Annotated in this window: 25 protein-coding genes; 15 read left to right on the top strand and 10 right to left on the bottom strand. The window is 48.4% G+C overall.

Translation table 11 applies throughout. The features are described 5' to 3' along the window. Positions 1-523: 523 nt before the first annotated feature. The gene (locus HJG54_RS29225; protein ID WP_316436598.1) at positions 524-2,752 is read left to right on the top strand and encodes an FAD/NAD(P)-binding protein; all 2,229 of its coding nucleotides are present in this window, start codon (positions 524-526) and stop codon (positions 2,750-2,752) included. Positions 2,753-3,003: 251 nt separating this feature from the next. Beyond that, a complete protein-coding gene (locus HJG54_RS29220) occupies positions 3,004-4,233 on the top strand; it encodes an aminotransferase class I/II-fold pyridoxal phosphate-dependent enzyme (protein WP_316436597.1) in 1,230 nt (409 codons plus the stop codon). 2 nt (positions 4,234-4,235) lie between these two features. Here the strand turns inward: HJG54_RS29220 and fosX are convergent, their stop codons facing one another. Continuing rightward, the gene (fosX, locus tag HJG54_RS29215; RefSeq protein ID WP_316436596.1) at positions 4,236-4,658 is read right to left on the bottom strand and encodes a FosX/FosE/FosI family fosfomycin resistance hydrolase; all 423 of its coding nucleotides are present in this window, start codon (positions 4,656-4,658) and stop codon (positions 4,236-4,238) included. Between the two features lie 184 nt (positions 4,659-4,842). Here fosX and HJG54_RS29210 point away from each other — a divergent pair, with 184 nt between their 5' ends. Next, positions 4,843-5,508, top strand: coding sequence for a cadmium resistance transporter (locus tag HJG54_RS29210; RefSeq protein ID WP_316436595.1), 666 nt, complete (start codon positions 4,843-4,845; stop codon positions 5,506-5,508). Positions 5,509-5,567: 59 nt separating this feature from the next. On the opposite strand, the gene HJG54_RS29205 is transcribed toward HJG54_RS29210, so the two are convergent. Further along, positions 5,568-6,155, bottom strand: coding sequence for a peroxidase-related enzyme (locus HJG54_RS29205; RefSeq protein WP_316436594.1), 588 nt, complete (start codon positions 6,153-6,155; stop codon positions 5,568-5,570). 95 nt (positions 6,156-6,250) lie between these two features. Beyond that, a complete protein-coding gene (locus tag HJG54_RS29200; protein WP_316436593.1) occupies positions 6,251-7,435 on the bottom strand; it encodes an acyl-CoA dehydrogenase family protein in 1,185 nt (394 codons plus the stop codon). Between the two features lie 476 nt (positions 7,436-7,911). On the opposite strand from HJG54_RS29200, the gene HJG54_RS29195 reads away from it, so the two are divergent. Continuing rightward, entirely contained in the window at positions 7,912-8,118 is a 207-nt protein-coding gene (locus HJG54_RS29195; protein WP_316436592.1) for a hypothetical protein, read from the top strand. A 512-nt stretch (positions 8,119-8,630) separates the two neighbouring features. Here HJG54_RS29195 and HJG54_RS29190 read toward each other — a convergent pair. Next, complete coding sequence (locus HJG54_RS29190) at positions 8,631-9,533, bottom strand: TauD/TfdA dioxygenase family protein (protein WP_316436591.1); 903 nt, start codon at positions 9,531-9,533, stop codon at positions 8,631-8,633. Positions 9,534-9,576: 43 nt separating this feature from the next. Continuing rightward, positions 9,577-10,623, bottom strand: a complete 1,047-nt coding sequence (locus tag HJG54_RS29185; protein ID WP_316436590.1) for a sulfonate ABC transporter substrate-binding protein — start codon at positions 10,621-10,623, stop codon at positions 9,577-9,579. Between the two features lie 106 nt (positions 10,624-10,729). Between HJG54_RS29185 and HJG54_RS29180 the strand changes: the two genes are divergently transcribed. After that, a complete protein-coding gene (locus HJG54_RS29180) occupies positions 10,730-11,083 on the top strand; it encodes a hypothetical protein (protein WP_316436589.1) in 354 nt (117 codons plus the stop codon). Positions 11,084-11,390: 307 nt separating this feature from the next. On the opposite strand, the gene HJG54_RS29175 is transcribed toward HJG54_RS29180, so the two are convergent. After that, entirely contained in the window at positions 11,391-11,972 is a 582-nt protein-coding gene (locus HJG54_RS29175) for a Crp/Fnr family transcriptional regulator (RefSeq protein ID WP_316436588.1), read from the bottom strand. Positions 11,973-12,412: 440 nt separating this feature from the next. On the opposite strand from HJG54_RS29175, the gene HJG54_RS29170 reads away from it, so the two are divergent. The 4 genes from HJG54_RS29170 (at position 12,413) to HJG54_RS29155 (ending at position 15,723) form a co-directional block, all read left to right on the top strand. After that, positions 12,413-12,865: an RrF2 family transcriptional regulator gene (locus tag HJG54_RS29170; RefSeq protein WP_316436587.1), complete on the top strand. Its 453-nt coding sequence runs from the start codon at positions 12,413-12,415 to the stop codon at positions 12,863-12,865. A gap of 132 nt (positions 12,866-12,997) precedes the next feature. Beyond that, a complete protein-coding gene (locus HJG54_RS29165) occupies positions 12,998-14,350 on the top strand; it encodes a selenium-binding family protein (RefSeq protein ID WP_316436586.1) in 1,353 nt (450 codons plus the stop codon). A 42-nt stretch (positions 14,351-14,392) separates the two neighbouring features. Continuing rightward, positions 14,393-14,722 (top strand): 2Fe-2S iron-sulfur cluster-binding protein, encoded by a 330-nt coding sequence (locus HJG54_RS29160; RefSeq protein ID WP_316436585.1) that lies wholly within the window; start codon positions 14,393-14,395, stop codon positions 14,720-14,722. A gap of 47 nt (positions 14,723-14,769) precedes the next feature. Continuing rightward, positions 14,770-15,723 (top strand): LysR substrate-binding domain-containing protein, encoded by a 954-nt coding sequence (locus HJG54_RS29155; protein ID WP_316436584.1) that lies wholly within the window; start codon positions 14,770-14,772, stop codon positions 15,721-15,723. Positions 15,724-15,781: 58 nt separating this feature from the next. Here HJG54_RS29155 and HJG54_RS29150 read toward each other — a convergent pair whose 3' ends face one another. Next, positions 15,782-16,585, bottom strand: coding sequence for a prohibitin family protein (locus HJG54_RS29150; RefSeq protein WP_316436583.1), 804 nt, complete (start codon positions 16,583-16,585; stop codon positions 15,782-15,784). A 198-nt stretch (positions 16,586-16,783) separates the two neighbouring features. Between HJG54_RS29150 and HJG54_RS29145 the strand changes: the two genes are divergently transcribed. From HJG54_RS29145 to HJG54_RS29120, 6 genes are all read left to right on the top strand, one after another. Further along, on the top strand, positions 16,784-16,984 hold the full coding sequence (locus HJG54_RS29145) for a hypothetical protein (RefSeq protein ID WP_316436582.1): 201 nt from the start codon (positions 16,784-16,786) through the stop codon (positions 16,982-16,984). Between the two features lie 314 nt (positions 16,985-17,298). Beyond that, positions 17,299-18,801, top strand: a complete 1,503-nt coding sequence (locus HJG54_RS29140; protein WP_316436581.1) for an APC family permease — start codon at positions 17,299-17,301, stop codon at positions 18,799-18,801. Continuing rightward, entirely contained in the window at positions 18,801-19,523 is a 723-nt protein-coding gene (locus HJG54_RS29135) for a cadmium resistance transporter (RefSeq protein WP_316436580.1), read from the top strand. The genes HJG54_RS29140 and HJG54_RS29135 overlap by 1 nt, the downstream gene beginning before the upstream one ends. A 9-nt stretch (positions 19,524-19,532) precedes the next feature. After that, on the top strand, positions 19,533-20,174 hold the full coding sequence (locus HJG54_RS29130; protein WP_316436579.1) for a cadmium resistance transporter: 642 nt from the start codon (positions 19,533-19,535) through the stop codon (positions 20,172-20,174). A gap of 98 nt (positions 20,175-20,272) precedes the next feature. Then, the gene (locus HJG54_RS29125) at positions 20,273-20,884 is read left to right on the top strand and encodes a hypothetical protein (protein WP_316436578.1); all 612 of its coding nucleotides are present in this window, start codon (positions 20,273-20,275) and stop codon (positions 20,882-20,884) included. 5 nt (positions 20,885-20,889) lie between these two features. Then, entirely contained in the window at positions 20,890-21,309 is a 420-nt protein-coding gene (locus HJG54_RS29120; RefSeq protein WP_316436577.1) for a YidH family protein, read from the top strand. A 153-nt stretch (positions 21,310-21,462) separates the two neighbouring features. On the opposite strand, the gene HJG54_RS29115 is transcribed toward HJG54_RS29120, so the two are convergent. The 3 genes from HJG54_RS29115 to HJG54_RS29105 all read right to left on the bottom strand — a co-directional run bounded on the left by HJG54_RS29115 (position 21,463) and on the right by HJG54_RS29105 (position 23,938). Continuing rightward, positions 21,463-22,209, bottom strand: coding sequence for a phosphatase PAP2 family protein (locus HJG54_RS29115; protein ID WP_316436576.1), 747 nt, complete (start codon positions 22,207-22,209; stop codon positions 21,463-21,465). Between the two features lie 404 nt (positions 22,210-22,613). After that, complete coding sequence (locus HJG54_RS29110) at positions 22,614-23,408, bottom strand: sulfite exporter TauE/SafE family protein (RefSeq protein ID WP_316436575.1); 795 nt, start codon at positions 23,406-23,408, stop codon at positions 22,614-22,616. Next, the gene (locus HJG54_RS29105; RefSeq protein ID WP_316436574.1) at positions 23,405-23,938 is read right to left on the bottom strand and encodes a hypothetical protein; all 534 of its coding nucleotides are present in this window, start codon (positions 23,936-23,938) and stop codon (positions 23,405-23,407) included. The genes HJG54_RS29110 and HJG54_RS29105 overlap by 4 nt, the downstream gene beginning before the upstream one ends. Positions 23,939-23,990 lie beyond the last annotated feature (52 nt).

Raw genomic sequence — 23,990 nt, 5'->3', positions numbered from 1 at the left:
CGCCTCTACGCGAAAATCGTACAGACGTTTCGCCGAAACGCCTCTACGCGAAAATTGTACAGACGTTTCGCCGAAACGTCTCTACGTTGGCGGATCAACCGAATTGGATAGGACTTGAATTGATGCAAAAACCCTGTGGAATTTCGGACTTTTAGATATGTTATGATTTCCTGACATTGGTAATGACAATTAAAGCTGGAGAAACGTCAAATCCATCACAAAAAGTCCTATTACAGATCCCGTAAGGTAGTTGTTACATTCCGATTAAACCATTTTGGCCCAGGCAGTTTATGCAGTGGAAACCAGATGAAATCGAGCTTTCAGGTTAGAGCACGAAAATGAATAAAGACTTTTTATTATAATCACGTAACTGATAAATTTAATTTCCTGTTCCCTAGTCAATAACCGTTCTTTCTAAAAAATTTTAAGATGACAATGGCATCACGTTACCCCATTCTCCAAATGTTTAGATTAGGGTATTGAATGAATACACCTTTGCTGTTAGAAAAACTGATTGAGTCTGATGAACTTTAGTATCTCCAAAACTGTCTGTCCTCCTCAAACAGTTGCGATCATTGGCGGTGGTTTTAGTGGTGCCATGATCGCCACTCATTTGTTGAGTGCAGGTATTCCTGTCTCAATCAAGTTGATTGAAAAACGCCCAGAAGTAGGTCGCGGCATTGCTTACAGTACTTCAGTCGATGCCCATCTGCTCAATGTCCCAGTCGGCAAAATGAGCGCCTTTCCTGATCAACCAGAGCATTTTCTCCACTGGCTCCGCAAAACTCAGCCGCGTGGAATTGTAGTTGATGCCGATGCTTTTGTACCTCGTCAAGTCTATGGTGACTATATCCAAGCAACGCTACGGGAAGCGATTATTCATGCAGCACCATATACTCGATTTGAACGGATTACCGAAGAAGCAGTTGGCATTGAACCCACTGCGAATGGGGCATTGATTCATCTGAGTACCGGAGAATCCCTTCAGGCTAATAAGGTAGTGCTTGCGACTGGCAACGTTGCGGCTAGTCTGCCTGCCCCCCTCAAACACCTGAGCAACCGTGAACGCTACGTGCGAGAAGCCTGGTCATGGGATGCAGTGACTCAACTCAATCCAGATGCGGCGGTGTTACTGGTGGGGACTGGGTTAACGATGGCGGATATGGTCATTTCACTGCATCAGCAGGGGCATCGAGGTCCGATCTATGCGGTTTCGCGGCATGGTTTGTTGCCGCAACGTCATCTGCCATCTGTATCTCGTTCCGCCTGTGTTGATCTGGACAATACTCCTATAACCATGCGAGGACTATTACAGCGAGTCCGGCAAGAAATTCAAGCCGCCGCCCGTGACGGTCAAGATTGGCGGAGTGTAATCGATGGCTTGCGCCCAATTACCCAATCTCTCTGGCAAAAATTACCGCTGACTGAACAACAGCGCTTTTTGCGCCATGTCAAATCCTATTGGGAAGTCCATCGCCATCGAATCGCTCCAAAAGTGGCGAATGTGTTAGATCAGCTGATCCAATCAGGGCAACTGATCCACTATGCCGGACGGATTCAAAGCTGCCAAGCATCGGAAGATACAAATCACAGTGTTGATATCACTTTGCGTCTCCGGGGCACTAATCGCAACATCACCTTAACCGTTGAGCGAATCATTAACTGCACGGGAGCAGCCTGCGACTATCGCCGCCTTCAACATCCATTGATTGCCAGCCTCCAGGAACAGCGGCTAATCCGCCCCAGTGCTTTAGCGATTGGTATTGAGACCGATGCGGTCGGAGCTGTTATTGATGCTGACGGCAACGCTTCTAACTACCTATACACGATTGGGACTACCCGTAAGGCTAGCCTTTGGGAAACAACTGCCGTACCTGAGCTGCGGCTACAGGCCCAGAATTTGGCAGAGCAGATCCTGCAAGCGCTCGCCCAACCGGTTACATCGTTTGATGCTGCAACTTCTCAATTCAATCAGTCGCTTCGGCTTCCTCAGCCTGCTGAGTGGACATTCCGACAGCTTTTTGACCGAGAATCCTGCACCTACACCTACCTGATTGCCGACTCCCACAGCGCCATCCTAGTTGATCCAGTGCTAGAACAGATGGAACGCGACCTGCAAGTATTGCGGGAATTGGGCCTGTCTCTATACGCTTGCTTGGAAACCCATATTCATGCTGATCATATTACTGGCGCACACCAATTGCGGACGTTAACCGGATGCCAGGTGATTGTGCCCAATGACGCAACCGTGAAGGGAGCAGATCGGTTAATTCAAGATGGCGAAATTCTGCAATTGGGAGCGATTAAAATTCTAGCAATTGCGACTCCGGGCCACACCGATAGCCACATGGCTTATTTAATTAACGGTACGCATTTGTTGACGGGTGACGCCCTATTTATTCGCGGCTGTGGCCGTACCGATTTTCAAGGTGGTGATGCTGCTTTGCTGTTCGATGCCGTCACCCAAAAATTGTTTACGTTGCCAGATTCAACGCTGGTTTATCCAGGCCATGATTACCAGGGTAGAACCTGCTCAACGATTGGCGAAGAAAAACGCTGGAATCCTCGCTTTGCCGGACGCAACCGCCTTCAGTTTATTCAGCTCATGAGCAATTTGAACTTACCGTTGCCGAAAAAGATGAAGATAGCAGTGCCCGCTAATGAGCGTTGTGGTGAAGTGCTGCAACCATCACCCATCGATACTGATTCACTAACACCCGATATCTCTGCATTTTTCGGCATGTACATCTAGTGCAACCGGCTAAAACCAAGATGCCGAAAAACACCAGGATGCTGTCGCCGCCCGAAGGATGGCCACAACACCTCCTTTGGGTTTCATGTTTAATTAAGTTGTTCTACTTGTGCACTAGCAAACCTCTGGGAAATGTGGTAAACCAAACAAGGGGTTACCTTAAGCGACTGCTGCCTAGGTTTGGTCAGCTTCAGCAAAAACGCTGCTAGCAGAGAATCGGTTGGAGTGCGTTCTACAGGCAGCAAAAGGCTGTGGTTGGTGCTAAATATCGAGAACTATACTGTAAAACCGCTCGTCGGGAGGACGTAGTGACATCGCTGTACAAACCCAAAACCTCAGTTAAGGCTGGTCAATTTAAAGAGTCGGTAATTCGCGAAATGACCCGCGTGGCCATGCAGTATGGTGCGGTGAACCTAGCTCAGGGCTTTCCCGATTTTGCCTGTCCTCCAGAGCTGAAGCAGGCCGCCTGTGAAGCTATTCATGCCGATTTGAATCAATATGCCATTACCTGGGGCGACCGTCCGTTTCGCATGGCAATCGCTGAGAAAGTAGGTTGGTACCTCGGTTTAGCGATCGATCCTGAACAGCACATTACCGTCACTTGTGGTTCCACCGAAGCGATGGCAGCAACCATGCTGGCAACCGTAAACCCTGGCGATGAAGTGATTGTGTTTGAGCCGTTTTACGAAAACTATGGCCCCGATGCGGTGCTTACTGGCGCCACCCCTCGCTATGTAACGCTGCATCCACCCGACTGGAGTTTTGACGAAGCGGAACTGCGGCAGGCATTTAATGCAAATACAAAGGCAATTATCATCAACACGCCCCACAACCCAACCGGTAAAGTATTCAGCCGCGAAGAGTTAACTATTATTGCCGAGCTGTGCCAGAAATGGGATGTGCTAGCCTTTACCGATGAAATTTACGAACATATTCTCTATGACGGTACCCAGCATGTTGCGATGGCTTCGCTACCGGGTATGGCTGATCGCACAGTCACCATTAACGGTTTATCTAAAACCTACAGCGTCACGGGTTGGCGAGTTGGCTACATCTTAGCGAATCCAGAATTGACTGGAGCAATTCGTAAAGTGCATGATTTTCTGACGGTTGGTGCACCTGCACCGTTACAGCGAGCTGGAGTCGTGGCGATGCAGTTGCCCCGATCCTACTACGAAAATCTAGCAAGCACCTATCAGCAAAAGCGTGATTTCATTTTGCAAGCGCTTGACCGAGCTGGCATTCCTTATTTTGTGCCACAGGGAGCCTATTATGTACTTGCAGATATTTCCCAATTTGGCTATCCCAATGACGTTGAATTTACCTACCATTTAATCAAGGATATTGGCTTAGCGGTTGTTCCTGGCTCTAGTTTCTTTAGCCGACCAGAATTAGGCCAATCGCTAATTCGGTTCTGTTTCAGCAAAACTCCAGAAACCCTCAAGGCTGCTGAGGAACGGTTGCTGAAGCTAGCTTACTGAAGCTAGCTTACTGAAGCTGAGTTAGTGGTCTGGTAGCTAGCTAAGCGTTGCTCTAATGTACCGGTATGCAGTTCAAACAGGTGATTATCATCGTCGTAGAAGTAGAGTGACTGCCCTTCACCGGGGATGCGGCTGCGTCCCCATTGCGGTTCAATTCCCAACGAGCGAATCCGAGCCGCATACTGTTTCAGCTCCGGTTCAGGAATTTTGAAGGCTACATGGTTATAGCTTCGTTCGGATAGCGGTGCTCCTTCCATCACGGCTATCCAAGTCTGGTTGATCAAGAAAAACTTTTCCCTCGCAATCGAGAAGGTTGCCTCGCCGCTGGCATAAACCTCTTTCGCATCAAAGATGGTCGTGAGAAATTGGGTCATGCGATCCAGATCGCGCACGATGAACGTAATGTGGCTCAGTCCTTCAATCATGGCGATGCATCACTTCAATTTATGAGTTTGACAAAAAAGAATATTTGCTTGTATGAATCAATCTCTATAAATTGAGACTGTAACACATGCAGTTGCAAAACAGGCAAGTTATCCAGCGACGATTTGTGCTTGCCTACTACTGATTAAACACATCAGTGATCCCAAAAATTGATGAGGAAAAACAATGAATTGGTTGATTGGCGCATTAGTCACCGGCATTGCCGCCGCTTTTGCCACTACATTCGATGACAATATCTACCTGACCCTGTTCTTCGGTAAAGTCAACCGTTTCTTTCGACCCCGGCATGTGGTTGTGGGTGAGTTTCTTGGCTTCACGGCACTTGTGGCGATTAGCTTAGTGGGTTTTCTAGGTGGCTTAGCGATTCCACCCATTTGGATCGGATTGCTGGGGTTTCTACCAGTGATGATTGGCATTAGCCATCTGCTGAGCCGCGAACCGGAAGAGACCATTCAAACCGTTTCAGCCAGTCTCAACACTAAACCAACCTCCGGCAGACCCAGTCATCCGAAGCAAACCCTCTGGGAAACCATCCGGGATCCGCAAACTTACAGAGTTTCTGCCGTGACGATTGCCAATGGTGGCAACAATGTTGGCATCTATATTCCCTTATTTGCCAGCAGCACTCTCCCAAACCTAGCCGTTATTCTACTAGTTTGCTATCTCACGGTTGGCGTTTGGTGTTTCATGTCCTATCACCTGACTCGTCAACCTGCAATTGCCTTTGTGATGGCGCACTATGCTCGGAAAATCTTTCCGTTTGTCCTGATCTGGTTGGGATTTTCGATTGTGGTTGAGAATCAGTCCTATCGGTTGCTGTTGCCAATCTAATTGCGACAGACACTGATGACCACAACACTGATGACCACAGACACTAAGTACGACAAACACTATAGCTGATACTGTTCTCGTTTCACCTTCCAACCGAATGCTTTAGACAGTCGATTCGACAGGCTAAACTGAGCCGCAATTTCACCCGCTTCCAGAATCGCCAAATCAGAAAAACCAAGTTGCCGCAGGGGCGCTAGATCAGCGGGGGAAAGCTCTTGCTCCAAGCGAGTAATTTTGACCGCAAAGTCAGCCAAGGCTCGTTCTCGTTCGTTCAAAGGAGCTGTCCAATAATTTTCTGCTACCGCTGCTGCCAATTCAGGATTGCCAGTCACCTCGCGCAACTGAGCCTGATGGGTAATCACGCAGGATTCACACCGATTGGCGGCTGATACCACCACAGCAATAATTTCGCGCTCTCGATGGGACAATTCACCTTGACCATGCTGCAAGGCATCGTAGTAATTGAACCAACGCAGTAGATGATCTGGATTGAGCGAATAACCAACAAAATAGGGATGAACAAATCCGTAGCAGTCTCGCTGAGCCTGAAATATCGCTCTTACTTCAGCAGGCAGGTCGGCCTCATCAGGCACTTCCAACCAGGAACCGGTAGATTGCTCTAAAATTTGAGTGCTTTGGACAGTCATGGTGGCTTCTCCTTGGGATAAACAATACAGATAATGTCCTTATATTCATCTACTGCTAAGTCAGATTGAATTACTCAGTAGTATTCTAGAAACAGTTATGAATACTGAGTTATCGTTGGTAATTCATGATTCAGCACCCAATTACCAATATCGCGCAATTTGTAATCTACCGGGTCATGCAGGGTAAAGGTGCGCAAATCGCGCCAATAGCGGTCAAAGCCATAGTGAGTTGCGGTTGAGCGAGTTCCAGTGACTTCAAAAATACGATTAGCAATGTTTAATCCTGCTTTGGTAGCAAGTGCCTTAGCCGCAGAAACAGAAACTGCTACTTCGCCACGTTCTTGATGAGTCAGCGCCGCTTTCTTTTCCCACGCTGCCGTTACTTTCTCAGCCGTTTGGTCTGCCAGTGAAATTGCAGCTTGCAACTCAATCCAAAACTCACCGTAGTGATAAAGAATGTAAGGATCCTTTGTCGCACTATCGACGCCAGATGTAATCCAGGGTCGAGTTTGGGTTATGGTGTAATGCTTAGCCGCTTCTAACGCTCCTTCGGCAATGCCCAAATAGACGTAGGTTTTGGTCAACTGAGCTACGATACCCAGAAATGTGGCAAAGGCACCGTCTGGATCAGGGGGTGGTCCCAGAACTTCATCTGCCACTACATAGACGTTGTTAAACGTAAAACTGCCGCTGGCGGTACGTCGCTGCCCAAAGTTGTCCCAATCATCGTTGTAGACCAAGCCTTCTCGATCACGGGGAATTACAAAAATTGGCGGAAGCTCGACGCCCTCCTGTACGGCAGAAAAGACGCGGTAGTCTGCTTCTGTCACGCCTGTACCAAAGGACTTGATGCCATTGACGCGGTAGTGATCTCCTTCGGGCGTCAGTTTGAGGCGCTCATCGCGGGTGTTGATGGCATTGGCCCAAAACAAATTGCGCTCAACCGTCTCACGGTAATAGCGTTCTGCCTGTGCCGGCGTCCCGGCCACTTCTGCCAGCGTTGTCAGGTTGAGATGATTGCCATAAAGCTGTCCGACTGAACCATCAGCTTTAGCCAACTCCTGCACAATCTTCAGGGCTTCTGCCCAAGTCGCTCCCCCACCTCCATAGGATTTGGGAACCACTAGCGGTAACAACCCGGTTTCTCGCAGTCGCCGAATTTCTTCATCAGGAGCACCCGCTCTGAGGTCACGTTCAACGGCACTAGCCGCCAATTCATCAGATAGGTCAGCAGCAATTTGCTGATAATTTGTTTCAATTCGTTCAATGGCTTGTGTCATTGCTGTACTCCTATGATTTTCAAGAGTTGAGTGATGTCTTGAGAAAAGCGGTTTCGATTGATGTTTCAGCCTATGCTCTCAGGCGAGTTACGCTCGCTTTCATCCAATGATTTAGTTAGAAGGGAAGCAAGAAGAAAGCGGACGTGAGGAGGATTAGTCCGCATGCAAAACCTTGATTTTCTCGCCCTTGTTATGAAGCCATATTAATCTACGGTTAATTGGTCGATTTACCGTATTTTATTAACTAGGACTATTACATAACTCAACCGAGAAAGCAAGGGGTTCAATTCGCTGAATGTAACTTCTTGAAATCAGGGCTGACAGGATATTTAACATCTGCTAGCTGTTGCCCTGCATGATGCAAATTAATCAAAAGTTGTCAATCACTTTTAATTATCGATTCAACAAAAAGGAACATTTGCTTCTATCTGTTACTACATGTAGATTAGAAGTAACGTAATTCTCGCCTCAGTTGCATGATGTTCAACTATCTTCGCCAAGAGCAGTTTCAAAAAGGACAGCGGGATCGCGACGCTGGATTGCTGCCTCGCATGCAGGATGAAAGCTACCTATCGGGCTATCTCAAGGGCAGACCGGAAGGGTTGGATAGCACCATTCAATACTTTGCTTCAGTTGATGAATACCTGATCTGGAAGCAGCGAACCCGCGGACCTTGGAGTTGACCTTGGCAAACAATCCGAATTCGATTCTGTTTGTTCGCTTGCCGCTCGACATGCAATACAGGCGTTATTTCCTGCGGAAAGGCTACGCCAATGGCAGAATGCCTCTACGCTGGCGGATCAGATGGATTTGAATAACTTGTAGATCGTAGAGCCAGCAGCATAACCAGCTTTAGATGCCGGCTCAGCTAGCTCGATTCATATAGTTTAGCTTCCGTCTAGCTGATGCATTCGGAGTATGCAGCATATACCGCAGCATTTCATGCAACATAAGAAATACAAGACTTCCAACGACTAGAGTGATCACTCTAGCAACCACCCAATAGGGATAAACGAACTTTAATAGTCTGGTTGGAGATAGGTGATGCATTGGTAAATATTCCTACTAATTTCTGAGAATTTGAATTGACAAAGACTGAGCATTGAAGAGAGTACTCCACTGCCCAGATAAGATATGACCTTGTTTGAATAACTCAGGCGAATTCTAGAATTGATTTGAGCACAAGAGAACTGGCTCAAACAGCCTGGGGAAGATAGGCTGAAGCATCTCCTTTGATTGCCTGACTGAACTTACCATCAATGCTAATAGGACGGTCGCCGGCAATCGTAACCCGCTGCACTCGACGAGGTTGGCCATCATAGTCATAAATTGCATAGTGCTGAGTCGCTCGATTATCCCAGAAGGCCACATCACCCACTTGCCAGCGCCAGCGGACTGTATTCTCAGGGCGAGTCACGTAGGATTGCAAGAGCTGCACTAGTGCGGTTGACTCAGACGTAGATAGATCGCGAATTTGCCGTACAAAGCCGCCAATAAACAGCCCTCGCTCACCCGACTCCGGATGAACCCGAACGACGGGATGCAAAGTTTCGTATACGGTTGAAGTAAAAACTTGGTGGTAGGCTTTGGTAGCTTCGTTCAGCGTTACGGCTGGCTTAACATAATCGTAGGCGTTAGTGTGAACTGCCCAAAGTCCGTTAGCCAAAGTTTGAAGATGGGCTGGCAAATCTTGGTAGGCAGTAACTGTGTTAGCCCAAATTGTGTCACCCCCGACTGGTGGAATTTCTACAGCTCGCAGTATAGAGCCAAGCGGCGGACGATCTACAAAGGTAACGTCAGTATGCCATTCATTTGAGCGGGTTGCCGTGCGACCGTAATCCAGATCCAACACCTCTGGACGCTCTACCAGAGGCGGCAAGGTTGGATGAGCAGTTGTCAATTCACCAAAGCGACGGGCAAAGCGGATCTGACCGTCAGCATCTAGGTTTTGCTGCCGGAAGAAAATCACTTTGTACTTTACCAGGGCTTTCCGAATTGCGTTGATAGCAAAATCGTCTAGGTCTCCACTCAGATTAATGCCTTTAATCTCTGCACCAATTCGCCCAGCAGTCGGACGGATATCTAAGTTGATACTCATATTTCACTCCAGGTTATTCCAAGTTATTCCAAGTGAGAATCTCTTACTTTTCGGTCCAAATAACCTCACGCACGTTGATCTTTTGAGGAATCAGGCCAATCTTTTGAAAGGTATCAGCAATTTTCTGCTGATCGTTGATTACATCATCTGTGATTGGCAACACACCATACTCTCGCCGCTTCTCGGCCTTTTCCAGCGGAGCCGGATCGATTTTCAACTCTGGAGCTAGGAATTCGGCAACCTCGGTTGGGTTTTTAGCCGCCCAGTCACTCACTTGCTTAACGCTATCCAACACGGCTTTGAGCTGTTCTGGATGTTGCTCCACAAAGGATTTTGACGCTAAATAATAGCCACGATTGGGAGCCAATCCGGTGGCATCAACAATTACTCGCGCGCCGGCAGTCGATTCTGCCACTGCCAAAAACGGATCCCAAATGGCCCATGCGTCCACTTTTCTGCCTTCAAACGCAGAGCGGGCATCTGCAGGTGGCAGATAAGCAGGTTCAATATCGCTAAATTTCAGTCCTGCTTTCTCTAGAGCTGCAACCAGTAGATAGTTGGTGTTGGAACCTTTAGCAACCGCAACCTTCTTGCCTTTTAGATCGGCCACAGATTGAATTGGTGAGTCCTCAGGTACCACAATCGCCTCTGCCTTGGGACTCCAAGGATCATAAGCCACATATAGCAGGGGCGCTCCAGCCGCTTGGGCAAAAATCGGCGGAGCTTCTCCCGTATAGCCAAAGTCAATCGAGCCAGCGTTTAATGCCTCTAGCATGGGTTGACCGGCCGGAAATTCAGCCCAAGATACGGTTGCTCCAGAATCTGCCAGTGTTTTGGCTAAATCCTCACGGGTTCTGAGCACGTTGAGAATAGTAGCAGCCTTTTGATAGCCGATCCGCACTTCAACCGACTGAGTTGGGGCCGCTGGGGCCGTTGTAGAGCTAGAAGTTGAATTGGGTGAGCATGCAGCGGTGATTAAGCTCAGTCCTAATCCAACCGCAAACAAAAGGGTAAACGGTCGGCGTGGCAGGGCTTGAAAGCAGCGTCGAACCCAACGAAACGGCAGCGATTGCTGAAGCGCATCAAGCATATTTAATTTCCTTTAATTCCCAGTTCACAAGCGGACAACTTAATCTCCGGTATCTTTATCAAGATATAGTAGATTATGTGTCAGAATACCATAGAAATTGCCAGCCGTGGCAAGCAACTTTACAATTTGGCAATTTGTCATTAATTACTTAAAGCGAGAAAATAAAACTATTCAGGTTCCTCTATCTGCAAATCAAGGTTTGCCTGCAAATATTCTTCGTATTTCTGGAGAATCAAAAAACTTAGGGGTTAGAGCGCAACATATAACCACATCTTCGCTGACCAATTCGCTGACCAACAAAGATATGCTTGCACTGTTTGATCAGATTGTTCTGACACCAGAAGAGGATTTAGTGATTGAACCACTGAGAACTATTGAATCCCTTGTTGAGCGTATAGCGTCAGTTGGTTCTGGACGATCTACATCACCGTCTCCTCCAGGGGGGCGGCTGTGCGTCTAAAGGATAGCAACCAACGCATTCCATTAGGCAATATTGCAAGAGACGGTGTTCTACTCGCTGATGAAATTGGTACAGGACTTCATTTCAGCTCAATGTCTAATATGTGGAGACTGATATGGGAAACTGCTAAGCGACTCAATGTTCAAGCTTTTGCTGCAACCCATAGTAGTGATTGCTGGATAAGCCTAGCTGAAATTGCAACCTCTCCTCAATCAGCGCCCAACCGACCCCGATCAATCGAGTGGAAGAACCGGTGAAAGCTACAACGACTGCTAGATACTGTTCTGCTGATCAAATTTCAGGCTGATCAAATTTCATAATGCCAATATTCAGCTTGCTGTAACACGATCCGCTGTAATGAGAGGCGCTGAATAAAGCCTTGCTGCTCGAGTTGAATCAGGGCGCGAGTCACGGTGACACGGGTTGTGCCCAACAGTTCAGATAAGTCTTGGTGAGTTAAGCGCAGATCAATCAGGCGACCTTGATTGGCATCCTGACCAAATCGATTGGCTAGCCAACTCAATAGTTTTAGCAGCATTGTATCGATGCGTTTATAGCTGCGGATCAGCATTAATTCTTCTGCTTGATGCAGATGCTTCAGCAGCACTTCGGTGGGGTTAGTCAAGTCATTCAGGCTAATGGCCACCACCTGCACCGATGTCAAACACTCGATGTGATAAGGATGAGCAATCGATAAAGCGCGGCCCACCACATCGCCTGTGCCCCAAATTCCTAAGGTCAGGCTGCTGCCTTCCTCTGGCCGGGTCAACACGCGCACAAAGCCCGCTTGAATTGCCCACAATTCATTCGTTTTGGGCAAAACTGAACGAGGCGAAAACGATAGGCGCACCTTAGTTGGAAAACTTAGCGAAGTAGGAGCAGTGACCATAGGAGAAAGGGTGAGCGACTCGGCACAGAGCTAGAGAGGGGGCGGAAGTTAGGAGACAGGAGATAGGAGTCAGAAATGGAGCAGGAGAGCAGTGGCTTGGAGACTGGTTGAGCAAGGCACATGATTTTTGGATCGTTTTTGTAGCCACCAGGATGTGACTCTAATTATCAGGTAGAGGGAAGCTGGTGATTGTTTAGAGAGCGAGAGATTGGGGAAGCAACCTAGCCTATCTCTCTATTTAACTTTTGAGACATTTCTCAATCCGCGCAACAAAAAATTACGGTTAGTCAATCAAGTTACTGTTCTTTTTGAATTTAGAGCATAGTATCATACTTGGCAAGATAAAACCGACAAACTCTATCGGTTTAACGTAATTTATAAAAATTTCAAAAAATACTTTAACTTGATTGAGAAACCGTAGTATAGTGGCTAGACACCTTATGATTTTCCAACCGCGTACTGTGGAACTATCTGCTAGAGTCGAATACGCCCTGCTTGCCTTATTGGAAATGGCAGGCCGTTACCACCAAAGAGAGCCGCTGAAAATCTCCGAGATTACAGCCAAACAAGACATTCCAGATCGGTATTTGGAACAAATTCTCACGAATCTGCGCCGGAGTGGAATCGTGCAAAGTCAGCGAGGGGCAAAAGGAGGTTATGTACTGAGTCGTGAGCCTTGGCAAATCACGCTGTTGGAAATTATCACCTCGGTGGAAGGAGACCGGTTTGAGAAAGAAGTCGCCGCTTCAGCAACTGTGGAAAAAAATCTGATCCACGAAATTTGGAAACAAGCCAAATCGGCTTCTCACACTATTTTTAGTCACTATACCTTACAGGATTTGTGCCAGAGACGTGATGCCTATCGACAAACTAATCCGATGTATCACATTTGAAGGGCGTTTTAGGTAGGTTGTAGAAGAGACAGAAGTCTGAAGCTCCAAACTAAAGTCAGGAAACAAAAGTCTGAAGCTCCAAACTAGAGCTAACCTAAAACTCATTCCTGTTTTAATCGAGAGGATAAAGCAATGGCACATGCATGTTGCGGTCCGGGCTATGCTTCCCCAGAAGCAGCCATGCAGGCAGAACCGGAAAAACTGTTATATACAATTGCGCTCTACACCGGCTCAGGAATTCAGGAGCCAGATTATCTCGCTACGATTGATGTAGATCCTACCTCTCCCACCTATTCTCAGGTGATTCATCGCTTACCGATGCCCTACATTGGCGATGAATTGCATCATTTTGGTTGGAATGCTTGTAGTTCTTGCCACAACGACGCTAGCAAATCTCGCCGCTTTTTGATTATTCCGGGCATCCGCTCCAGCCGCATCTATATTGTGGATACGAACAATCCCAAGGCTCCCACGCTGCACAAAATCATTGAACCCGAAGAAATTCGCAGCAAAACCAAGCTAACGGCTCCCCATACGGTTCACTGTCTCGCCGACGGTCAGATCATGATCTCGATGCTGGGCGATGAAGACGGAAACGCACCGGGTGGCTTTTTGTTGTTGGATGACAAATTTGACATTATTGGCCGCTGGGAACACCAAGCTGAGGCGATGAAGTTCAATTACGATTTTTGGTATCAGCCGCGCCACAACGTTATGGTCAGCAGCGAATGGGCGGCACCGAAAACCTTTTACCCCGGCTTTGATCTCAACGACGTGCAGGCTGGCAACTACGGCCAACGGCTGCATTTTTGGGATTGGCAAACGCACGACATTGTCCAAACCCTGGATCTAGGAGAAGACGGCCTGATTCCGCTAGAGGTGCGGTTTCATCACAATCCCGACAGTCTACATGGCTTTGTTGGAGCCGCCCTCAGCAGTAATGTGCTGCATTATTACAAGCAAAATGGCCATTGGGAAGTTGAAAAAGTCATTGATATTCCCTCGGTTGATTTAGAAGGATTTCCGATTCCCGTGCCTTCGTTGATTACTGATATTCTGGTCTCGCTCGACGATCGCTTCATTTATTTTTCTAATTGGCTGCATGGTGATATTCGCCAATATGACATCAGTAATCCCAGCCAGCCGCAACTGACCGGCCAAGTTTGGGTGGGCGGGTTGCTTGGTAAAGCCGAGACTGTGAAAGGCCACACGCTGCAAGGTGGTCCGCAAATGCTGCAACTCAGCTTAGATGGCAAACGGCTATATGTAACCAATTCCCTGTTTAGCACCTGGGACAATCAGTTCTATCCCGACTTAGCCAAGCAGGGATCGTATCTACTGCAAATTGACTGTAATACCGAGCAGGGCGGCTTGACTATTAACCAAAATTTCTACGTTGACTTTGGCGGTGAACCGAATGGACCGGCTCGCGCCCATGAGATGCGCTATCCCGGCGGCGATTGTACATCTGATATTTGGGTTTAGTTGAGTGGATGGGTGGTTGGGGAAAGGTTCTTTTTTACTTTAATGAAAACTCATCAGATCATATTAGTGAATCGAGATAACTTTCGGCTAGAAGTGGCCGAGCAGCAATATATTCTGGCCGCAATCGAGCAAACGGGACTGAAGTTACCCGTTGGTTGTCGGATTGGAGCCTGTATTACCTGCGCGGCCCGTTTGCTTCAGGGTGAAGTGGACCAACCGCGAGCAATTGCGCTCAAGCCATTCCAAGCGCAGCAAGGTTATGTGTTGCTTTGTATCGCTTCCCCGTTAAGCGATTGCTATCTCGAAGTTGGCATTGAAGCCCAGCGCGAGCTGTATCCTAATCCTTTCCGACATAAACCTGATTTCCAGTAAGCAGTTATAACAAGAGTTCTTTTGGCTATATCAATTTGTGGAGCAGAATGACGTTAGAGCAGTTGCGAATTTTTTTAGCGGTTGTCGAACATCTCCACTTTACCCGTGCGGCAGAAGAACTCTACATCACGCAGCCTGCCGTGAGTGCGGCAATTCAAAGCTTGGAAAAGGAATATAATCTGAAACTGTTTCATCGCGTTGGTAGACGAGTCGAAATTACCGATGCGGGTAAATTGCTAAGAACCGAGGCGCAAAAAATTCTGGATCAGGTGGAACTGACGAAACGAGGTTTGCAAGAGCTCACCAGCTTACAGCGCGGCGAACTGCGAATCGGATCGAGTCTGACAATTGGCAACTACTGGTTGCCTGAACGCATCAGCGAATTTAAGCAGCAATATCCGGGTATTACGGTCAACTGTATTTTGGCTAATGCCGAAGAAATCTGCGAAGGAACCGCATCGGGACTGTTTGACCTAGGACTAGTGACTGGTGAAGTGAAACCTGCTCTCCGCCACTGCCTCGAACAGCAAACCGTAGACAGTGACCGGCTGCAAATCATTGTCGGCAAAGCTCATCCTTGGTACGAGCAAGGCGAAGTTGGATTATCAGATCTGCCACAAACGGCTTGGGTGATGCGCGAGCCAGGATCTGGTACCCAGCAAATGTTCGAGCAGGCGCTCCAGAGTTGGGGCATTGATAGTACTGAGCTGAACGTGGTGCTAGTGTTGAATACGAGTGAAATGATCAAGGCCGTGGTTGAAAATGGAGTAGGAGCCGCCGCTATTTCTGAGATGATGATCCAGAAGGAACTTCAGTTAGTGACGCTAAGAGCGATTCGGGTCGTGGATGATCGCGATAGTAGGGCAAGCCCACTAGAAATTACTCAATCCGTTCTGTTACTAAAGCACCGGCAGCGGTTCCAAACCAGATTGGCGCTAGCATTTCAGGATATGTTGCTTGATCTCTCGATTGACAAGGAACAGAATCCTATAGAGGTGTAAACTGTGGAGGTGCGGCCCCTTCTACCCCACGTTGCAGGACTGTAGACCAACAAAGCCTCTATTGCGCTTCTATCAAATCGTCAAGGTCAAACTCTAGTAATTTCAGGTTTTGATCTCCAGCCATCAGCGGTAAACGGCCATCCCACTTGTCTACCGCCTGCTTTCGCAATAACTTTGGCGTTAGGGTAGTGTCAATCAAGCGTTGAGCTTCGGCATCGCCTTTGGCTAGATTAACTTTGGCGTCTGCTTCTTTGGCGGCCCGAATCGCCAGAAAGCCAGCTCGTTTGGCTTCTTGCTCGGCAATTTGTTTGGCTTCGACCGCATCGCTAAACTGCTGGGAAAAATTGATTTGCACCAGGGAAACATCATCTACCGCTAAATGGTACGAGGCCAATCGCTCAGTTAACAACCAGTCGATTTCAGCCTTAACGTCATTTCGTCGTGTGATCACTTCCTCTGCTGTGTACTGAGCAATTACTGCTTTCAAGACTTCTTGAATCGACGGGTTAATAATCCGCTCAATAGCCGCATCAGTATTGCCAATCTGCTGAAACAGTAAGTTAGCCTGTTCCGGAATGATATGCCAGTTGAGCGCCACATCAGTGAATACATCCTGGAGGTCTCTAGAAGAAGCTTCGGTCGAAATTTCCTGCTTTTGCACCCGCACCGTTAGTTTCTCGACGGTATTGACAAGGGGAATAATCGGATGAATCCCTTCATCGAGTACTTGCACTTGCACTTGCCCAAACCGCATCAACACACCTCGCTCACCAGCATGGACAATCACAAAAAAGCTGGCGAAAATCATTAAGCCCAGCAGCAGCACCAAAATCCGAGTAGCGATAAATAGATCTGTTTTCATTGATCTAGATTGGAATCGTTGTTGAGGTAGGAGCCAGGAGTCAGAAGCCGGAAGTCAGAATAGTGCCGCGGTCGTTTTTGCTCTGCTGCGTTCCTACAAATTACTACATCAATTACATCAATATTATAGGGGTGGTATTTTCTGTGGAAGGCTGTAGCTGACTTCTCTGAAGGAATGCGCGAGCCTCCTACCGAATTGATGGCTAACCAACTGAATGGGACATTATATCAAATCCGACTAAACGCCCTAAATTTGAATGCCGCGTTGTACAGGCGTTATTTCCTGCGGAAAGGCTCCGCCTACGCCAACACGCGATATTGTACAGGCGTTTGGCCGAAACGCGATATTGTACAGGCGTTTCGGCGAAACGCCTCTACGCGGCTGATCAACCGGATTTGATATTACTCTTTTCTGATTCCTGACCCTTTAAAAATCCACCTGCATCTAGACCACGCATCTATACTATGTCACCTTGATTGCATCATTCTTTTTTATGATCTTTGCTCACAGCAATACTTCATTTTATGACAAACTCCGATTCACTATCTAAATCGGCTTGCATCAATTTAATTTATCGTTTGGACAAGAAAGAGTATTTGATTCTATGAATAGCCCTTTCTAAAGTGAGAGGTGTGAACGCGCGATGCTTATAGCAATCGCTGATTCGGGAATACCTGAATCCTCAGCAAAATGCTTAGAAAAAGTAAGGGCCTATGACCAGTCAATCTCTTCAAAGTCTACATGGCTTAAAGCCTAATTGTCTCTCATTTGGAGAAGTGTTAGCTCAGTCGTTTGCTGTAATTGCTCCCACAACTATTCCCGCCTCAAATATTGGTTTGATCGTGGCGCTAGCTGGCAACGGCACCTGGCTGAGCTTTTTGATTGGCTTAGTTGGGCTGGTGTTTGTCAGCATTAATATTAATCAGTTTGCCAGTCGGTCTGCGTCTCCGGGGTCGTTCTATTCCTATATCGTCAAAGGCTTGGGACCAACAGCGGGTGTGATTTGCGGCTGGAGTTTGGTGTTGGCGTATCTATGTACGGGGATGGCGGTGCTCTGCGGTTTTGCTAATTTTAGCAGTGTCTTCATCGGACATTTGGGAATTCATCCCTCTAGCATTACACTGTTGGCAATCGGAGCCGGAATTGCCTGGTATACCGCCTATAAAGACATTCAGCTTTCGGCAATGGCAATGCTGTGGATCGAAGGCGCGTCGCTCCTGCTGATTGCGGTGTTGTGTGGGCTGATTTGGGCACATCATGGCTTTGCGTTGGATTGGCCGCAGTTGCGGTTGGAAGGCGTGACGCCCGGTAATATTGCGACTGGGCTGGTGCTGGTGATGTTCGGGTTTTCCGGATTTGAAAGTGCTACCACTCTGGGCGATGAAGCCAAGCGTCCATTGCAAACGATTCCCAGAGCGGTGATGGGCAGCGTGATTCTGGCAGGTCTGTTCTTTGTAGCTACGACCTACATCGAAGTGCTCGGCTTTCAACAGAGTGGCATGTCGATTGCCATGACCGAAGAGCCGTTGGCCTTTTTGTCGCAGCAGATTGGCCTCGGCTATTTGGGAGAATTGGTTGGGCTGGGAGCACTGTTTAGCTTCTTTGCCTGTATTCTTGGCACAATTAATCCAGCCGCCCGAGTAGCGTTTATGATGGCGCGGCATGGTTTGTTTCACGCCTCTTTGGGAGAAGCGCATGCGGCCAACCGTACGCCTCATATTGCCGTGACCATGTGCTCGCTGGTCATGTTTTTGGTACCAGCCGTGATGGCGATGGGCAACATCAGTTTGTTCGAGAGCATGGGCTACTTGGGCGCCATTTGCAGCTATGGATTTCTAACCGTATATATTCTAGTTTCAATTGCGGCACCGCTGTATCTCTACAAAATTCGCCAATTGCGTTTACGGGACATTGTCTGTGCAGCAGTAGCAATTGGTTTCATGATGATTCCGGTCGTGGGCAGTGTGGGTATTCCTGGCAGCGATTGGTTTCCAGTTCCAGAAGCGCCCTATCGTTGGTTCCCCTATCTGTTCTTGCTGTACTTAATCATCACCTGCGGCTGGTTTGTACGGCAGCGTTTGCGGCGGCCTCATATGGTTAAAATTATGCAGCGCAATGTTGAAGAACTGCACGAGCGCTTTGCCACCGCAGCAGTTGCGAGTGAATTGCTGCCCATTTCATCCCATCCTGACCCAAATCGAAGGAGTCGCTATTGATGAATTTCTGGAGCATGAATTTCTGGAGTATGAATTTCTGGAGTACATTATCTACGGGTGTCAGCGCTTTTACGGCCACCAATCTAGACGATATGGTGATTTTGATGCTGATCTTTTCGCAGGTGGGCAGCTTGTTGCAACGGCGGCAGATTGTTTCTGGGCAGTATCTCGGCTTTGCGCTGCTGGTGCTGGCGAGCTTACCAGGTTTCTTTGGCAGCCTGTTGGTGCCCCGCCCCTGGATTGGCTTACTGGGACTTGTGCCAATCATTCTGGGCTTGAACCGCTTGTTGGAGCAACCTGCTGAAGACGAAGCAGAACCCACCGTGGAGCCATCCCAGTCGGCGTGGGCTAGCTTTCTGTCGCCGCAGACCTATGGCATAGCTGCGTTGACGGTTGCCAATGGCAGCGATAATGTAGGAATCTATGTGCCGCTGTTTGCCCACTGCACCGGGGAAACCCTGGTCCTGATGCTGCTGATCTTCTTCGCCTTGGTTGGCGTTTGGTGTTACGCTGCATATCAGTTGACTCGCTTACCGACGATTGCCGAAACGCTGACGCGGTATGGCAATCAATTTGTTCCCTATGTGCTGATTGGGCTAGGAGCAATGATTTTATGGGACAGTCAAACACTTGCCGACCGGGGCCTGATTTTAATTGCGCTGCTAATTGGAATCGGCTATTTGATAGGCGTGGGTCGGATGCTGCCATCGCAACAAGAATAATGCTCGGTCATGAATGAGCTGTCTGCTGCACTGACTAAAGGCATCACGTCGTTTGTCGCCACTAATCTAGATGACATTGTGATTCTGACCATCTTTTTCTCGCAAATCAACGCCAATTTTCGAGTGCGGCATATTCTCGTCGGTCAATATTTGGGATTTCTGGTGATTATTCTGGCAAGCTTACCAGGGTTTCTAGGCGGCTTGGTGCTTCCAAAAGCTTGGATCGGGTTACTGGGTCTCGTACCAATCGGGATTGGCGTGTATCAGCTCTTCAAATCGGACGATGACGATACGATTCAAACCGTTACCTGTGAACTGTCTGCTAAACCTCGACAAACGCGATTTGCCAGCCTGCTCGTTCCTCAAACCTATCATGTGGCAGCAGTCACAATTGCGAACGGAGGAGATAACATTGGCATCTATGTTCCATTGTTTGCTAGCACCAACCTGGCTGGACTACTGATCATTCTCAGCGTGTTTCTAGTGATGGTAGCCCTCTGGTGTGCGGTCGCCTACTATTTTTCGCGCCATCCCGCTATCATGCCAATCCTAACTCGCTATGGCAATGTCATCGTTCCCTATGTGCTAATTGGATTAGGACTGTTTATTTTGATCGAAAATGGCAGCTATCGCCTGTTGTCAGGCTTGTAGATTTAACGGCTTGCCGCTCTTGATCCAATTCTTGAACTGCTTGCGTTCAACGTTTTTCTCTTGAAAACCTGAAAAGAAAAACCTGAAAAGGAGGAAAAATGCGATTTCTCAAAGTTTTGCTAATCACAGTCTTGCTGTTCGTCAATTTCTGGATGGCACCATCTGCCTGGGCCGATCCAATTGCAGAGAAAAGCCCAGAATATGCCGAATTGAGCCAAACCTTGACCCAATTACTCCAGGCTAAAAACAATCCAGAACAAGCGGGCTACAGCGCCGCAGAACTTCAGCAAAAAATTGCCGAGCTACAGTTCCAGAAATACATTATGGAATCGAGCGAAGATTGGGGCGTCTGCAAAAACAACACCAATAAGATGATAGGAGTTTACGCCCATAAACCCGTCAAGCCCTACACCAACTCTACCAATACACTTTACTATCTCGCCCCCGGACAAGAAACCGACGAAGATTGGGATTGCGATGGCGTATATTTACCCAATGATGCTAAAGTAGCCGGTTTGTCTTTAGGTGGAGCCGGAGCCGTTAAAATTGTGGACGGCTCTCGCTTAACGATTGACACCGATCCAACCGGCGCGATTCAATTCAACTTACCACTCGCAGGCATCTTCAAAGCCGGAGAAGGCACCTGGACTATCCCCAACCTCTCCCAAGCCGAAGTAGACACCCAAGTCGCCAATGCCCCCACCGACTGAACACCATGCAACTCTTCAAGCCCCTCGACCCCGAAAAGCTGGCCAAAGCCAAACGCAACACCTCACGCGTGCGAGACCATCTCGCAAACGAGCGCACCTATTTAGCCTGGATGCGGACTGGCATCTCGTTGATGGGGTTTGGTGTGGTGATTGTGCGCTTGCGAGCTTTTCAACCGCCGTTGTTAACTACTCCGGGCAACGGTTGGAAGCTGGGACTCGTATTTGCGATTGTTGGCTTAACCACCGTGTTATTTTCAGCGCAGCATTATTTTGCGTCGCGTTATGCCATTGATGAAGACACTTACGAACCTGCGGATCGGTTAGTGGTTGCTTTTAGCTTGGCGGTGACGCTGTTAGGAGCAGGCGTGATCTATTATTTTTTCACGGTTCCGCTGAATCCGATGAGTGGCGTGGTATTTGAATAGGTTGTATCGATCTGATTGATGGGCCAGCATTCGCGTACAGGCGTTTCGCCGTAGGCGCAGCCTTTCCGCAGGAAATAACGCCTGTACAATCCATCATTTTGCCGAAACGCCTGAACGCAAGTGTACAGATGATCAGCAAATATGTTGCTCTTACTAAGATTTAGTTGATGCGGAGGTGGATGCTGGATGTGAGGGTTGGGGGGACGGGGAAGTTGAGGTTTGGTTAGACGATAAGGGTTTTACAATCAAACTCACTCCGATGGCCCAAGCGATTGACATCATCCAGCCTGCCAAGATATCGCTTGGGTAATGCACGCCTAGGTATAGCCGCGTCCAGCCAATCGAGACGACAAAGAAACTACCCAATAGCCATACCCAGATGCGCCAACTGGTATTCCAGGTGAGAATAATCAGCGCTACCACAAACCCCATACTCGCCATTGCATGACCGCTGGGAAATGAAAATTCTGGTACGGGTGGATATTCCCATAAACTCGGACGAACTCGATGCAGCCAAAGCTTCGCTATGCGGTTGATTAAAACGCAGCCGATTAGGGTAATCAGCCAATAGGTGAGCAATCGCCAGCGGCGGGCATAGAGCAGCCCTACCGCAATTAGGGTCGAGACTGGAAACACGCCCCATCTGGTGCCGAATTTGGTCCAAACGGGAACGATCCGGTCGAGCGTGGCATTCGCATTCGCGTGAATTGCCTGCATAATAGCGACATCCCAGCTTAATCCTCCTTCTAACTGCCAAATCTGCATCGCTAAAATGGCAAAAATCGCCAGCGGCACATAGGTACCAAATAAAAATAGCAGCGGCTGCCAGTTGCGTTGTAACCAGCGACTGAGAAAATAGGTAAACGATTGAAGCCGATTCCAAGGATCGAAAGGCTGCATGGTTATTGATTAATCAATAGACTTGGTAAGCATCTGGGGTAAGCATCTGGTGATAAGCAGGATAACAATGAGGACGAAGCTGTAGGAAACGATCAACGTGAAACGGCTAAACGTCCACCTAGCAATATATAAATCCCACCTGTTATACAGTCAACCTATCGTTGAGAGGATATTTCAAATTGACTACATTCGCCTCTTCTAGGAGGCCCGCAGGGCGATAATCCCCCTTTCTGAAATGCCTGTTAGGGCTATATCGTGGGGGACTTGATTGGCCCCCTAGATTCCCCAAATCTGGGAGACTTGATTCCTCAGAACCCCCTAAGGTTGGGGGCAGAAGGCGGTTCGGACAACAGTGGTGACTTCTCAAACATCCTTTCAGGAAAGGGGGCAGGAGGACTTGCAAATCAAGCAAAATGCACTAGCTTCCAGCTCACCATGATCAACAGCATGTAAAGCACAAAGCGCAGCGGACGTTGGGGAATCTGTTGACACAGCCTAGCTCCAATTAGCACACCCGGTATGGAACCAAGCCAGATGGCAATCACCAAGCTCCAATCCACCGTACCCAGGCTGAGATGCCCTAGAGACGTAAACGCTAGCAGGATTGCCGCCTGCACTAAGTCTGTTCCAACCAGCTTTTGAGCATCGAGCTGAAACAGGGCAATTAGCACCAGGGCAAACATCGATCCGGAGGATACACTCGTCATACCGACCACACAGCCCAAAATTGCTCCGATTGCAACCGCCGCACTTTTGCCGCTCCGAGTTTCCAAATCGAGCTTGGGCGGAATCGGCAACTGGAATTGCGGTGTGAAAATTATCAGCACCATTTGAATTAATGCCACCAGCGTAATCAGCAGAATTGCGACTCCCAGCAGCCGCAGCAGCAGTGCATCTAAACTCGCACCGAGCAATTGCAGCCGCTGCAAAATTCCCACGCCAAGCAGCGATCCCGGCACGCTGCCATAGGCCAGCCAGCGCACCACTTGCAGGTTTACCGTTTGCTGCTGCCAATGTTTTGCCGCACCAACAATCTTCATTAATGTGGCAGCCACTACATCCGAACCAATCGCCACGGATGCGGGCACTTGAAATACCAGAACCAGCATTGGGGTAATCAACGACGCGCCGCCGATTCCCGTCAAGCCGACCAGAATGCCGACCAAAAAGCTGAGGGCCGAAAGCAGTGTGTAGTTCATCCCAGCCCTCTTGATGTTGGCAAGAGAGAACCGAGGTTCAGCAACTCTCCCGGCAAGAGACTTGCGGTATCAATCACCTGGAGCTGCACCAAGGCCAAAATAACAAGGGTGTAGATCGTGGAAGAAACTACACCCATCAACAGTTCTTTTTGTGGATTGCGCGGCTTCGCCTCGGCTTGGAGGGCATCAACGGCCCCGAACTGCATCAGCACAAAGCCCAAGACATTTGAGAGCCAGTATCCGGCAATTAGACCGGGCAGCAGCCAGCCAGCCGACACCAAACTGCACAGATAGCCAAACCCGTAAGCCACGGGCAAATTAAAAATCAGGTCATTCCACCAGCAGAGTGGAGAAAGCAAATAGCCCAACACAAACAATAGACCGCCTCGCAAGCGCTTAAACGACAAGTGCTTTGGTAACTTGATAAGCCGCTTGGTAAACTGCTTAAACAGCGGAGCCGCATGCTTTGACGGCATCTGATTTTCTGCCTGCCCCAGATCCTCGCCCACGGCGTCTGTAGATTTCAGCATGTAAATACGATAATCCCTATCGACTTGCCGTATTTTATCATTCTATGAATAC

Source organism: Leptolyngbya sp. NK1-12 (assembly GCF_032598965.1).
Taxonomy (GTDB): domain Bacteria; phylum Cyanobacteriota; class Cyanobacteriia; order Elainellales; family Elainellaceae; genus Elainella.
Note: the sequence above shows the minus strand (reverse complement) of the source record. Positions and strands in the feature narration are given on the sequence as shown.